The organism is Mesorhizobium sp. M0276 (genome assembly GCF_040321755.1).
GTDB lineage: Bacteria > Pseudomonadota > Alphaproteobacteria > Rhizobiales > Rhizobiaceae > Mesorhizobium.
Window position 1 is genome coordinate 1 of the sequence record NZ_JAMYSC010000105.1, and the last position, 12025, is coordinate 12025.

At 58.1% G+C, this 12025-nt stretch carries 14 protein-coding genes, 1 tRNA gene and 2 pseudogenes; 9 read left to right on the forward strand and 8 right to left on the reverse strand.

Annotated elements, in window-relative coordinates; translation table 11 throughout:
* The first annotated feature begins 149 nt into the window (after positions 1 to 149).
* Positions 150 to 223 (forward strand) — tRNA-Gly (locus NKJ01_RS35095).
* Positions 224 to 296: 73 nt separating this feature from the next.
* Here NKJ01_RS35095 and NKJ01_RS35100 read toward each other — a convergent pair.
* From NKJ01_RS35100 to NKJ01_RS35115, 4 genes and pseudogenes are all read right to left on the reverse strand, one after another.
* A pseudogene (locus NKJ01_RS35100) lies at positions 297 to 1319 on the reverse strand (tyrosine-type recombinase/integrase).
* A complete protein-coding gene (locus NKJ01_RS35105; RefSeq protein WP_352735102.1) occupies positions 1306 to 1506 on the reverse strand; it encodes a hypothetical protein in 201 nt (66 codons plus the stop codon). The pseudogene NKJ01_RS35100 and the gene NKJ01_RS35105 overlap by 14 nt, the downstream one beginning before the upstream one ends.
* Entirely contained in the window at positions 1503 to 1841 is a 339-nt protein-coding gene (locus NKJ01_RS35110) for a DUF4326 domain-containing protein (protein ID WP_352735098.1), read from the reverse strand. Before NKJ01_RS35110 ends, NKJ01_RS35105 begins: the two co-directional genes overlap by 4 nt.
* A gap of 154 nt (positions 1842 to 1995) precedes the next feature.
* Positions 1996 to 2619 (reverse strand): annotated as a pseudogene (locus NKJ01_RS35115) (DUF5131 family protein); the annotation flags it as partial.
* On the opposite strand from NKJ01_RS35115, the gene NKJ01_RS35120 reads away from it, so the two are divergent.
* Together NKJ01_RS35120 and NKJ01_RS35125 are read left to right on the forward strand one after the other, a co-directional pair.
* The gene (locus NKJ01_RS35120) at positions 2555 to 2722 is read left to right on the forward strand and encodes a hypothetical protein (protein ID WP_352735104.1); all 168 of its coding nucleotides are present in this window, start codon (positions 2555 to 2557) and stop codon (positions 2720 to 2722) included. The pseudogene NKJ01_RS35115 and the gene NKJ01_RS35120 sit on opposite strands and share 65 nt — an antisense overlap.
* A gap of 257 nt (positions 2723 to 2979) precedes the next feature.
* The gene (locus NKJ01_RS35125; RefSeq protein WP_352735078.1) at positions 2980 to 4164 is read left to right on the forward strand and encodes a hypothetical protein; all 1185 of its coding nucleotides are present in this window, start codon (positions 2980 to 2982) and stop codon (positions 4162 to 4164) included.
* Between the two features lie 64 nt (positions 4165 to 4228).
* Here NKJ01_RS35125 and NKJ01_RS35130 read toward each other — a convergent pair whose 3' ends face one another.
* Positions 4229 to 4378, reverse strand: coding sequence for a hypothetical protein (locus tag NKJ01_RS35130; RefSeq protein WP_352735080.1), 150 nt, complete (start codon positions 4376 to 4378; stop codon positions 4229 to 4231).
* Between the two features lie 150 nt (positions 4379 to 4528).
* On the opposite strand from NKJ01_RS35130, the gene NKJ01_RS35135 reads away from it, so the two are divergent.
* The 5 genes from NKJ01_RS35135 to NKJ01_RS35155 all read left to right on the forward strand — a co-directional run bounded on the left by NKJ01_RS35135 (position 4529) and on the right by NKJ01_RS35155 (position 7520).
* Positions 4529 to 4732, forward strand: a complete 204-nt coding sequence (locus NKJ01_RS35135) for a DUF7940 domain-containing protein (RefSeq protein ID WP_352735082.1) — start codon at positions 4529 to 4531, stop codon at positions 4730 to 4732.
* Positions 4733 to 4963: 231 nt separating this feature from the next.
* Positions 4964 to 5371, forward strand: coding sequence for a hypothetical protein (locus NKJ01_RS35140; protein ID WP_352735084.1), 408 nt, complete (start codon positions 4964 to 4966; stop codon positions 5369 to 5371).
* The gene (locus tag NKJ01_RS35145; protein ID WP_352735086.1) at positions 5368 to 5847 is read left to right on the forward strand and encodes a hypothetical protein; all 480 of its coding nucleotides are present in this window, start codon (positions 5368 to 5370) and stop codon (positions 5845 to 5847) included. Before NKJ01_RS35140 ends, NKJ01_RS35145 begins: the two co-directional genes overlap by 4 nt.
* A gap of 99 nt (positions 5848 to 5946) precedes the next feature.
* On the forward strand, positions 5947 to 6312 hold the full coding sequence (locus tag NKJ01_RS35150) for a hypothetical protein (protein ID WP_352735088.1): 366 nt from the start codon (positions 5947 to 5949) through the stop codon (positions 6310 to 6312).
* Positions 6313 to 6578: 266 nt separating this feature from the next.
* Positions 6579 to 7520 (forward strand): NAD-dependent epimerase/dehydratase family protein, encoded by a 942-nt coding sequence (locus NKJ01_RS35155; RefSeq protein ID WP_352735100.1) that lies wholly within the window; start codon positions 6579 to 6581, stop codon positions 7518 to 7520.
* Between the two features lie 35 nt (positions 7521 to 7555).
* On the opposite strand, the gene NKJ01_RS35160 is transcribed toward NKJ01_RS35155, so the two are convergent.
* Positions 7556 to 9022, reverse strand: a complete 1467-nt coding sequence (locus tag NKJ01_RS35160; RefSeq protein WP_352735090.1) for a hypothetical protein — start codon at positions 9020 to 9022, stop codon at positions 7556 to 7558.
* 200 nt (positions 9023 to 9222) lie between these two features.
* Here NKJ01_RS35160 and NKJ01_RS35165 point away from each other — a divergent pair, with 200 nt between their 5' ends.
* A complete protein-coding gene (locus NKJ01_RS35165) occupies positions 9223 to 9657 on the forward strand; it encodes a GtrA family protein (RefSeq protein WP_352735092.1) in 435 nt (144 codons plus the stop codon).
* On the opposite strand, the gene NKJ01_RS35170 is transcribed toward NKJ01_RS35165, so the two are convergent.
* Complete coding sequence (locus tag NKJ01_RS35170; RefSeq protein ID WP_352735094.1) at positions 9572 to 10750, reverse strand: glycosyltransferase; 1179 nt, start codon at positions 10748 to 10750, stop codon at positions 9572 to 9574. The genes NKJ01_RS35165 and NKJ01_RS35170 overlap by 86 nt on opposite strands.
* 104 nt (positions 10751 to 10854) lie before the next feature.
* The gene (locus tag NKJ01_RS35175) at positions 10855 to 11880 is read right to left on the reverse strand and encodes an acyltransferase family protein (RefSeq protein WP_352735096.1); all 1026 of its coding nucleotides are present in this window, start codon (positions 11878 to 11880) and stop codon (positions 10855 to 10857) included.
* Positions 11881 to 12025 lie beyond the last annotated feature (145 nt).

The following is a 12025-nucleotide window of genomic DNA, read 5'->3' on the forward strand; positions in this document are numbered from 1 at the left end:
ACCTCGCTCAAGCGTAAGCGCCTCAAAGCCCTCATGAACCCGACCTACCGCCAAGCCGTCCTTGCAGGTTAACGATTCATGATTTGGCCCTGGGTTCGGGCGGCTTTGCGGTTGCCCGAGCCTGTGCCGTCATGGTAACCAGAACGCGCGCGGGTATGATGTAATGGTAGCTTGTCAGCTTCCCAAGCTGAACGCGCGGGTTCGATTCCCGCTACCCGCTCCAGCATATGACACAAGGGTTTGAGGCCGATTTTGACAACGCTGAAAATGAGCGTTTTTACAGGCGTTTTTACAGCCTATGTTCTCTTTCTGGCCTCATTAAGCCGCCTGATCCTGTCCTTGATGGCGGCTGCGCGGCCGACATAACGGCGGATGATGCGGGATACGTTCTCTTCTTCCCACGACATAATCTCGGCGATTTCGCGCTCCGTCAGTCCGTTGACGTAGAACTTCGTCGCGGCTGTGCCACGCAGGTCGTGGAAGTGAAGGTCACAGCCTTCCGGCCACGCGTCCTTCTTGGCCTGGTTGAAAGAGCTGCCGAGCCCGTCCTTGTTCCACGGCCGGCCCTTGCTCGAGGTGAGGATGACCGGCGACTTGAACGGGATGCGCTTCAGCAGGGCGCGGAGATCGTCGTAGAGCGGGATGATAGCCTCGCGACGGTGCCGGCTCTTGCCGGTGGTGACGACGATGGCATCCTCGCCGACATGCGACCAGGACAGCGTCACCACGTCGCCGGCGCGCAAGCCGGTGTGCGCTGCAAGGTCGATCGCATGCTGCACCTCGACCTAGCAGTGCGGCCGGATGCGGGCAAGGTCGGCATCGGTCCAGATGATTTCCGAGCGCGAGCCGCTGTAGAGCTGCTTGATGCCCTCGCACGGGTTCAAGGCGAGCGCGCCGCGGTCGACCTCGAACGACAGCACGCGCGAAAGCACCTGCATGCCATAGTCCGCCGCGCGCGGGGTCTGCTCGAACTTCGCGCGCCACGCCCGGATCCTCGGCCTGATTTTCTCCGGCCGGTCGAACTGGCGCACTGACAGATTGCCGAAATGATCGGAGATGCGGTCGAGCCACGGACCCCAGTTGCGGCGCGTCGAATCCGCAAGCTTCTTGTAGTCGGCGCTCGCCTTGTAGCGGATGACGCTGCCGGCGAACTTGGTTCCATCGGGCGCGTTGCGACTGGCGATCGCTTCGTTGTAGGCGGCCTGGAACGCCGGCGTGCCCGGCTCGCCCTTGACGGCCGGGCCGCCGCGCCAGGCGTAATGGTAGACCTTGCCGTTGGCCTTGACGGTGTGAAGGCCCTTCAGCTCAACCATGACCATGCTTCGCGTCGAACTCCGCCAGTTCCTTGTCGAGGTCATCTTCATCAGCATTGGCGGGTTTCGTAAAGTGCCAGCGGTGGGTGCCGTCGGGCAGCACGTCGAGCGTGCAGGGTTCCACGCCGGCCTGCTTCATCGCGGCCAGGGCGTTGACCAGGTCGGATGGACGCAGCGCCGGCCGGCGGCTCACGGCCTGGCCTCGCGGTTGGCGAGCTTGAGCAGCACGTCGGCGTGACAGGGCGCGCCGGGCTTGCACCAGCATGCGAGGTTCTTGCCGGTTAGCTCGCTTGCGTTCTCGGCAACGAACCGGCGTGTTCGCTCCAGCGCCTCGATGTCCAGGTCGGAACCGACGCGCAGCAGGCCGGCGAGCAGTGCCTTGTAGAGGTCGACGCAGTAGGCAGCGTCGCCGTGCTTGCCGACGATGAAGGGATTGCCCCACGGGCCGGGGCGCGCCACGGTCACGGTGTTCTCCGGCATGCGCCAGCCCTTGCGGCGCGAAAGCTGGATGCGCTTGGGAATGGTCACAGCAACGCTCCCTGTTTCGGATCAGCCGGCCGGATGCCCGCGCCGAAACCTTTTGGCGCGGAGTTGCGCGATCTGGTTGAGCTTTGCCTGATCGCCCTGCTTCCTGCTGGCGCTCGGCGGAGACGCCAAGCCAGACGTTGGGCAGTGGCCATGCCGGCATGAACCCGTCAACTTCCCCGTCATACAGTTTGTCGTTGAATGCGCAGGCCCTGTTGAGCGCTTCACCCGGCACCATTCGGAGCATGTCTGTCATAAGGCTGCGAACGCGCCAATGCGCATCGGTGTCGGGACGCTCAACGCCGTCGTCGCCGACGATCGTGGCCCTTCCAGCCCAAGGGCCGGTTAGCGGCTTCGTCATGTACTCCCGCATGCGCTTGGCTCGCTTGGTCAGCACCTGGAACGTGTGCTGCGGGGCCAGCGCCATGATGGCGAAGACCTTGTCTATCCATGCGTCGGGCACGTCTTCATGGAAGAGGTCGCCCATGGAGTTGACGAAGATGCGGCGCGGCCGGCGACAGGTCAGCGGCTCCAGCAGGATGCGCTCGGGCGCCAACGCCAGCTTGCCGGTCCAGACGGCGTTGCCGTTCACCTTGCGCGTGGTGCCGGCGTAGTGCGCCGCCCCAGTCTGGCCTTTTGCCGTGAGCGCCGCCGACATCGCCTCGATGCGCGCGGCCATGCCCATGGCATAGCAATGCGTGCAGCCGGGCGAAACGATGGAGCAGCCGACGATGGGATTCCACGTCACGTCGGTCCATTCGATGGTGGATTTGTCAGCCATGGTTCACGTCCTTCGCGATTTTGATCTTGAGGACGGTGCCGATGTGGCCGGCCTTCACCGCTTTGGTCGCGGCTTCCTTCGGCGTCTCGGCATCGACAAATGAGGCGCTTGCCATCTGCATAGTGGATGCGAAACGCGGTCATGCGCGCAGCCCAAGACAAATCAGCCCGACGCCGATAGCGACGGTGCCGGTGATGAAGAGGGTGAACAGCAGCCGCACCATGCGACTGCGTCTCTGCATCGGGGCCCCACAAGCCGATTCCGGCAGAGGAAAGGGCGTGGGGTACTTGGGTCGAAGACAGCATAGCGGCGGATATCGCCACCAGCCGAGAGGAGCTCGCAGCCGACCGCACTTACTATGTGCGCTCGGACGGCAGCGACGCCAACGCCGGCCTGGTCGACAGCGCTGGCGGTGCTTTTCTAACCTTTCAGCATGCGATCGATGTTGTCGCCAAGACGCTGGATCTGCGCGGGTTCAACGTCACCATTCAAGGGGGTCCTGGAACCCACGTCGGCGATGGTCGGCTGTTCGCGCCGCTTGTCGGAAATGGCACTTTGACGATTTTGGGCAACACCGCGGCCGCTGATTACGATGATGTCACGATAACGGGAGGCTTCTATGCCACCAATGGCGCGCAGTTCTTCGTACGCGGCGTGAAGATTTCCAGCGGCGGGGCCGGTTCATGGTCGCTTTACGCCTCCGGTGCCGGTTCCTGCATCACTTGGAGCTACCTCAACTTTGGCGCCGTGACGGGCGGCGGCGACCACATGATTGCCACCGATGGCGGTGTCTTGATCAACGATATCGGCGGGGCTACCCCGTATAAGATCACTGGCGGCGCACTCAATCACTACCACGCAACTGAAGATGGCCACATTCGGATTGCGCCTCAGACCGTGCAGATCACCGGCACACCAAATTTTACCGGTCAGTTTGCAGGTGTAGCTTCAGGCGACCTGATGGTTGTCGGCGTCAATTACGCTGGTGCGGTGACCGGTCGTGCCTATCTGGTGCACTTGAATGGCGTCATCTGTGCCGAGGCCGCAAACGCACGCCTCGTGCTCCCTGGCGACGTCGCCGGCATAGAGAAAAACGGCGGCCGGATTGATGCGGCGCCGATGTTTGCCGCCAACAAGAACAGCGTCGACCAGGTGATCGCGAATGGCGGCTGGGTAAAAGTCACGATGGGGACGCTGACGCAGCAGGAGGGTGCGGACTACAGCACTTCAAACAGCAGCTGGAATCCGCGCTCGGGCATGGTTGTTATCTCGGCCACGGTCACATTTTCTGCCATCAACGCCCTCAACGAAATCTGCGGGATCTCGATCTTCAAGAACGGCGCCGAGTATAAAAGCAGGATATTCAACAGCAGCCATCTTACGAACCCCCAGTCAGCGACCGTGACGATTGAAGACCTCACCGATGGCGACGATGTGTACGAGGTCTATGCGCGGGGCGGAAACACTGGCAGCAGCGCGGTCAGCGGGTCTGCGGCGTGGACTTATTGGTCCGGCCGGCTGACCCCAAGCCGCCTGTTTCTGTAGCCTAACCCCTTCCCTCTTGCCATACCTAAAATATGCGACCTGCCCGCGAGGGCTGAAAGGAAGCCTAGTGCGGCCTGCGCAGCGCGTTGAGGAAAAAATCGGCATCGTTGTGGTCGCCGCAGTGAACGACCTCCCACTGACCGTTCGCTTTTCTGAGCATCCCCTTGTCATAGGTGTAGATCTCGCCGGCAGACGCGGCGACCTCTTCGCGCATGCCGGCACGTAGCTCCTGCCACGGCTTGGGCAGCGAAAACCAATCCCCCGGGGTTCGTCCTACTTCATCCCTCTGGCCCTCCCGAGGCCGACAATAGCAAAACATAACAAACCACAACCTGCCAGCGAGGGAGGGAGGAAAGGAACTGCCATGCGTCTAGTCGACAACTGGCGGGCGCTGAAGCACGCCTGGTCGGTTCGCCTGCTCTTCATCGCAGCGGTTTTGTCCGGGCTTGAAGTGGCGCTGCCACACGCAGAACGTGAAACCCGGCATGGTCGAGACGCCGAAGGGGTGTCGGGAGCGCCTACAGCGACGCATGGTGAAGGAGTTCCGCTCTGGCGTGGCGCGGTATGATGGACAGCCTCGCGTGGAACATCGGCAGCCCGGCGGCCTGCAACTCGCGCGCTGCCTCGTTTGGCATCAAGGGCCAGTATCGCGATAGCTGCGTCGCGGCGCCGCCTTCAACAAGGCGGGCGGCCGCGTGGTCATCGGCCTGGTCAAGCGCCGCGAGATGGGTGATGCGACCCGCATCGGCGAGGCCGAGCTCTGCGTGTCGGGGCTCGACTGATGGAGGAGCAGCCCGAAGTGAGCGCTCCCGCGAAGCGAAAGAAGGCAAGCTATATCGGCGTGCCTGCGGTGTTCAAATTCGACCTCGCCTGCAAGCATATCAACGACGCCTATGGCGGTTTCGGCTGCTACGTGGTCGGAAGCGCGCTAGAGCGCCCCGACTGGCGCGATGTCGACGTCGTTCTCATCCTCGAGGACGAAGCATTCAAGCGCGAGTTTCCCGGGACGAGCCATTCGACGTTCGAGTTCGACACGAAATGGCTCATCCACACGGTGGCCATCTCGGAATGGCTGAAGGCGCAAACCGGCCTGCCGATCGCTTTCAAGATCCAGCCTCAGACCTGGGCGAACAAGACGCACAGCACCAAGGAAGGCAAACGGCGGAATGCGATCGGCCTTCGCTTCGCACGGGAGATAGACGAATGATCCCGGCTGCCCTGTTGGCCGTTCTTGGCCCGATCTGGTCGTTCTGCACCAGCCGCGTCGGCCTCCCGCTCGTCGTCGCCGGCGGCATCATCTTCATCTACGAGGGCGTGCCGATCGAGCCGCTGCGCTACATCCCCTACGCCGGCTCGGCGCTGGCCGATCTGGTCGACGGCCGCGTCGATCGCGAATACGCGGCCGGCCAGCTTAATGAACGACTGGTCTGGCAGGAAAAGCAACGCCGCGCCGAGATCGCCCAGGCCGCCAAGGCAGAAGCGCAGCAGAAAGAGATCGACGCCGCGGCGCAGGAATACGTCGACAAACAAGCCTCTGACGCGGTGCGGATCGCCGATCTCGAAGACAGTATCCGGCAACAGAAGGATGAAGACCTTGGCCCAGCGGATCCCAAAACTGGCCCTGCTTGCCATGCTGGCATCCCTGCAGGGGTGTCTATCGGCATCGACGCCGTTGGCCGTTGAACCGTCGGCGAAGCACGTTGACGCCAGCGTGACCAAGGAATGCGATGGCGTCGTCGATATCCCGCACCGTTTACTTCCTTATGACGAAGCGAGCCGGCTATGGGCCGTGACTATCAAGGCGTTGGCGCGTTGAAAAGACAAATGAAGGGCGGGGATATGTCAGATGAGATACCGAATCGGCTGCGCGACCTCGACCCGGAAACGATCTTGCGGCTCGATCGGCTGGATAGCAGTCAGCGGGCCGCCTTGATCTGGGCCGGCCGGCTGGATCAGCACCAGCGCGACCGGCTGGATAAATTCCTCGATCTCGACAGGGACCACTTTGAAGCTGGTTTCGCGGTTGTAAAGCTCTGGACCCGCATGCGCCGGCTTGGTTCGACTTCGATGTGGATCATTTTGACGGTTGCCGGGTTGTTACTGGCGATGTCGCAAATCGTGGACCACTGGAAGGGACCGAAGATTTGAGAGTTCCCAGCTCCAAGAGATTTGATGTGCTCTCCGGCCTGGTGTTCGCATTGGCCGGGATGATCGGTGTTTTGCTGTATCTCGAGGTCGCACAGGCGCTCGCGCTGAACTGATCTCCTCCGCCCAACCCTGTAATTTGCCCGTCTCGGCTCGCGCCGGGCGGGCTTTCTTTATTTGGGCCCCTTCGTCAGAAATGAAAGTACATACGGTGTACTTTGTCGGACGGATGGAGTAGCAGGCGATTTTAGGAGCGAGATCGAGTGCGGATGGGTAGAAAATGTGTGGTGTTCGGCGGTGGCGGCTTCATCGGCTCACATATAAGCCGGCGCCTTAGCGCTGAGGGCTTGGCAGTGACTGCATTTGGTCGCCGACAAGGTGTTTCACCAATGCCACCTGAAATCGCCTGGTCCGAAGGAGATTTCAGAGACAAGCGAGCGGTGAATTCGGCTCTCCACAATCACGACACCGTTTTCCACCTTGTCCACGCCACGTGGCCAGCAACTGCGGATATGGACATTGCAGCCGATATTCTCGACAGCGTCATTCCCTCAATAGATCTGTTGGATGCTTGCGTCAGATCAGGGGTAAAGCGACTGATCTATTTCTCTTCGGGAGGGACTGTCTATGGAGCGGTCGACGAGATCCCGATTACAGAAGATAGTCCCGCCAACCCAGTTGGGGCCTATGGCATTTCAAAACTAATGATCGAACATTATGTTCGATTGTATGAACGCAAATACGGCCTGAACTGTTTCATTGTGCGGCTGGCCAATCCATTCGGGCCATGGCAGATTGAGGCGCACAATCAGGGCCTGGTTGCGTTTGCCGGGCGCCTGATTCAAAGCGACCAGCAAGTAACTGTTTACGGGGATGGCAGCGCTCGCCGCGACTATGTTTATGTCGAAGATGTTGCTGATTTCGCCGCCCGGCTTATCAATTACAATGGCTCTAAGCGTATTTTCAATGTCGGAGGAGGTGGCAATGGTCAATCGATCCTGGACGTCATCCATGCGATTGAAACATCGTTGGGCAAGACTGCCAAGATCAAACGCGAGCCATCGAGACCATTCGATGTACCATCCAACGTCCTGTCCATCGAGCGCGCCGAAAAGGAACTGGGGTGGAGGCCGGCGACATCGTTTTTCGACGGGATTGATAAGACGCTATCCTGGCAGCGGGAATTTTATGCAAGGCCACGAACGCCCTGATCTGACGACCGGCCAACGTGGCGGGAAAGCGAACGTCATCTCCCATCCACCATCAATTTGTCTTTCCCAAAGTATTGCATGTAGAAGTCAGCAGCCCATGCTGACGGCAGCTTTGTATTTCCTTTCTCGTATAGACCCTCCTGGAAATAAAGCTCACCCCCACCAGTGATTTCGCCCGGTTGGTACTTTTTCAGAACGACTGTGGAACTGGCGTCGAGCCGGTGATCCCATATGTAATCGTTCTTCAACCTGATCTCGGAAAATCGTGAGTAGTTGATGGCTAGCGGCCGAGCCGTCAGCAATATCGACGGCACAACCGAGACCAATGCAGCAATACATATTGCCTGACGGTTGGTTCTGGTGACCGGGCTCAGACTGAAAAATGTCGCGACGAATCTCCCGGCAGCAACGATCGCAACCCACAATAACGCCTGCTCCATTGTGACGTGCCGACCGCAGCATTGACCGCCGAACTGATAGAAGGTCATAAACAATACAAAAAATGCGGTCCCGGCTGATGACAGAAACAAAACGGCGGACAACACCCGATCGCCAGCGGCGGCACGAACAGTCCTAAAATAAAGGAAAGAGCAAGTAAAGAGCGCCAACTTTGGCAAAATTCCAATGTAAATTTCGTTACTTTTGAGCGATTCCTGACCGTAGATTCCAACAACATTATTCCCGTAAAACAGGGCATCAACAACGATCTGTTTGATTGTTGCTAGCAGCGAGCTGGAGAAAATCCTTGCCGTTGCGGATCCGGCTGATGCCTCAGCAGATAGGCTCAACCTTCCATTCATCAGGTAGAAAAAAACCAATCCCGAAACGATCAATGCAGGAACGAATATGGCTGCCACCGAGCCGGATATCGGAATGAAACGCCTTCTATATAAGGCCCAGTAAGAAATTATGAAGAAGCTCATTATCCAGGCAAATATCGCCCCAATCTCGGAAGAAAGAGCGCCAATTACGAGCACCAAGGAGGCCAATGCGGATTTTCTTGAAATGGAACTTTCTGCGAACAAGAATGCCGACGCAACAAAGAAAACGGCAGCGAGAGTTGGCATGTTTGGCAGCGCAGCTTGAACCCAATAGAAGACCTCAGAATTATTCCGACCGACCACGCTCAAGAGCACGACTGTCGAAGCGAGCAACAGGGGGATCTTTCTTTCAGAGGCCCTTAGAAAAAGGATTGGAGTCAGCGATGCAGCTATCATCGCTGCCCAGTTTACGAACAGAAGCGCGCCGATGTGCCTGCGCCCGGTTGCCTCCACCATGTAGTGGTAGAGGTAGGAGATTGCCTCGGAAAACGGCCGCGGCGCCCATGCCTTAAGCACGAACAGCAACGCATTCACACCGTCAGTTCTGTAGACGTAGCCGAAGTGAAATTCGTCGGCCTGCCAATGTCCCAGAGGGGTCAGGAGTAGAAACGAGATTATTGACAAGGCCGTCAGCGTAATTGTGAAGCCATACATGACCTTATTGGCGACACTATGGTGCATTTCGTGTTCCATCTCGTGGTGTGATCGCATAGCCCGACACGGGCTCCATCTGCCTTGTAGACGATAGACGGAAGCACCGAAAGGCACTGGGGGGCTTTTCGTCTAGCGACTTGAACGCGCCGTCACCGTCGGATAGATACCGTTGCCGATTGCGCTCAGACATCTTCCTGGCAGGAACATGAACAAAAAAGGGGTTGGGAATGTCCGGCAGAGACTTCGATGACTACAGGAGGAACTACGCAGACGCCGTCAGGCGAATCTCAACTTTCGCCGCGGTGGGGGCGTTCAACACGGCAGCTTTTTTTGTGTTGGCCAATATCCTTGTAAATTTTGGGCTCGGTGAAACGATCGCGGCGTACGCTGCCTATGGCACACTTGTGCCGGTCTCGTTCATTGGCCATCGCAAACTGACCTTCCTCTCAAAAGGCCGGCTCGGCGCCGAATGGGTAAGGTTCTGCATCGTGCTAACCACAAACGTCACGATCATTTTTGTTGTAACGAACATGGCGAGATCCGGGTATTTCGCGGGATGGATGACGTTCGCAATCATCAGCCTTTTGATTCCGTTGCTGAACTTCCTCCTATTTCAGCTTTGGGTGTTTGCTGTACCGCGCCAACAATCCGAGAAGCGCTAGACGCTTTGGCATTTCCCACGTTCGAGAAATAGCGTTTTATTGCCTCGTCTGATGATCGATCGATGACAAAGAAAAGCGGCTTTCCATGCGCCCTAAGTACCAGTACCGAGAGAAATTCCAGGACGACAGCGATAAGCATCATAGTCAACCCGCCGAAGAGAACGATGGCCAGAATGAGGGATGTCCATCCTCTCGCCTCCACCGCAAATGGGAGGATGAAGTGAACCAACACCAAGGCCGCGCCGCCAAGGAGTGCGGCAGCGCTGAACACAACACCGAGAAAGCCGGCGAGGCGCAAGGGTTTTGCTCCTGCTGACATGATCATGCGCCTGGCATGGGAAACCAATTTGCTGAACCGGTACCCGCTGACCTTACCTTGAATGAACCGCTCGTCCTTTAGCCGCATCGAAACAAGATCGACGCGCTGTGTGAACCACGAAAGTGCCATATCGAAATAGGTATCGTGGCCGCATGCGGCAGCGGCAGCTCTGGCTATCTCCCCTCGCAACAATCGAAAACTGTTGAAAATTCGGATGTTCGGATTGCCGCTAGCTCTTTCTACGAAGGCTTTGTAGATCCTCGACCCAAAGTCCCTTATCAGGCTCTGGTGAACGGCACTTTCCGGGTTCGCATAAACGATATCGCTTCCGCTTTCCGCAACCTTCCGGAAAAGGTCGGTTACCGAACGTGGTGGGTGCTGGAGGTCTTCATCGAGGGTGACAACCCAATCCCCAGTCGATCGAATGATACCTGCCATTGTTGCTGGGTGTTGGCCGAAATTTCGAGATAGGTGAAAAGCACGCACCAGCGAATTCTCGGCAGCAAGAGTTTCGATAAGCTCTCCGGATCCGTCGATCGCATTGTCATCGACAAGGCAGATCTCCTTGACCTCAAACGGAGCATTGGAGACAGTCCACTGAGTTGCTAGCAACTCAATTTCCGCCACAAGCTTCCGAAGATATTTCTGGCCGGAATAAACCGGGACAACAAACGACACAGAGATCGGCATAGCGGTCACAACACTCCCATTCTTCGGCTTTTCGTAGCCAAGCGTCATAATCGCAAGAGCAGCGGCGTCATAGGGGGAAATCACCGCGACAGCTACGTGGTGCGAGTGTTGCGTCCACCAATTTCCGAGGGTAGCCGTTGGCGAGCGCGAACAGCCATCGGTCGAAGTCTTCCTCAGCGAACTGCCGGTTATCCAGTAGCAGCGAGTTGGGGGGATTTCTTGTGAAACAGGCGATGGCGAAGGGCGTAGGTCGGGCGCTCGACCATCTGGTATCCGATCCATCCTGCCGTCACGGACGCGATGACCCCAATCGGCAGGGCAACCCAAGGCGAAAGGACTGATGAGACTCCCATTCCGACCGCCCAATGCAGCAGATAGGTGGAGTATGCCACTTGACCGATTGAGACCATCAACCGGCTGCACAAAAATCTGGGGGGCGACAGAAACACGGAGTAGGTGATCAGGGCCAACAAAGGACCGAAAACGAAGTGCTTATTGACCAGCGCATCCGGTGGGCCTGTCACCTTGGCCACGGTGGCGTAGATAAGAAGCACAGCAAGCGAACCGACGCCAATCCGTCTGGAGACTCTCACATCAGGGATAGGCAGTTTCTTCACGGCAAGCGCAGCGGCGATCCCGGCCATGAACGTGATGGCATACCAGCCGAACCACATCGAATTTTCCGGGGTATCCGCAGGCGGGAATGCCCAGGCCAAGAGCGCTAGGGTCATGATGATTGCACATATCGTCGCCCTGATTCCTGCTCTGTCGAGTACGGCAAGTGAGCCAATCAAAAGCACAGGCAACACGAGATAAAACGTCAGTTCGGGGGGTATAGTCCAGAGATGGCCCGCTGAAACGCGGAATGTCAGAACATCGAGCACCATGTTCCAGTCATCGACACCGAGTGTCCCGACAACTCGGTAGAAGGCTACCGCCAGGACGAACGGCGGTAGAATGCGAAGGGCTCTCCCGATCGCGTAGTCTCGCAAAGATGTGCCGTTTAGAAGCTGAAGCGTAAGCAGGAACGCGCTCAACACGAAGAACAGCCAGACGCCGATCTTCGGGACTCCCTGAAATGTTGGTCCGCTAAAACCGCAAAAGTAGCACATGTGCAGCAGAACAACGACGAGGCAGGCAACAGCCCGCAGTCCGTCCATCTGTGGCTTGTAGCCGGCTATGCTCGTTGCTCGGATGACGGCAGGCATCTGCATTTGATGTCGATACGCCAACCGCCGACAAACTGCAATTCCACGCAAATTTTCTCCCAAGATAGCAGGACTGTCCGGGGAAAGTTATTCATATATGAAGGCCATCTGATTGAGGCAGGATCGGTCTCTTGGTCGGTTCGGATTGACC

Excerpts from the sequence above, each read along its gene's own strand:
- NKJ01_RS35145 (WP_352735086.1), top strand. The coding sequence starts at position 5,368 with ATGATCCCGGCTGCCCTGTTGGCCGTTCTTGGCCCGATCTGGTCGTTC.
- NKJ01_RS35160 (WP_352735090.1), bottom strand. The coding sequence starts at position 9,022 with ATGCACCATAGTGTCGCCAATAAGGTCATGTATGGCTTCACAATTACG.
- NKJ01_RS35175 (WP_352735096.1), bottom strand. The coding sequence starts at position 11,880 with ATGCAGATGCCTGCCGTCATCCGAGCAACGAGCATAGCCGGCTACAAG.
- NKJ01_RS35120 (WP_352735104.1), top strand. The coding sequence starts at position 2,555 with ATGGAGCAGCCGACGATGGGATTCCACGTCACGTCGGTCCATTCGATG.
- NKJ01_RS35135 (WP_352735082.1), top strand. The coding sequence starts at position 4,529 with ATGCGTCTAGTCGACAACTGGCGGGCGCTGAAGCACGCCTGGTCGGTT.
- NKJ01_RS35150 (WP_352735088.1), top strand. The coding sequence starts at position 5,947 with ATGGGCCGTGACTATCAAGGCGTTGGCGCGTTGAAAAGACAAATGAAG.
- NKJ01_RS35155 (WP_352735100.1), top strand. The coding sequence starts at position 6,579 with ATGGGTAGAAAATGTGTGGTGTTCGGCGGTGGCGGCTTCATCGGCTCA.
- NKJ01_RS35165 (WP_352735092.1), top strand. The coding sequence starts at position 9,223 with ATGTCCGGCAGAGACTTCGATGACTACAGGAGGAACTACGCAGACGCC.
- NKJ01_RS35130 (WP_352735080.1), bottom strand. The coding sequence starts at position 4,378 with ATGCGCGAAGAGGTCGCCGCGTCTGCCGGCGAGATCTACACCTATGAC.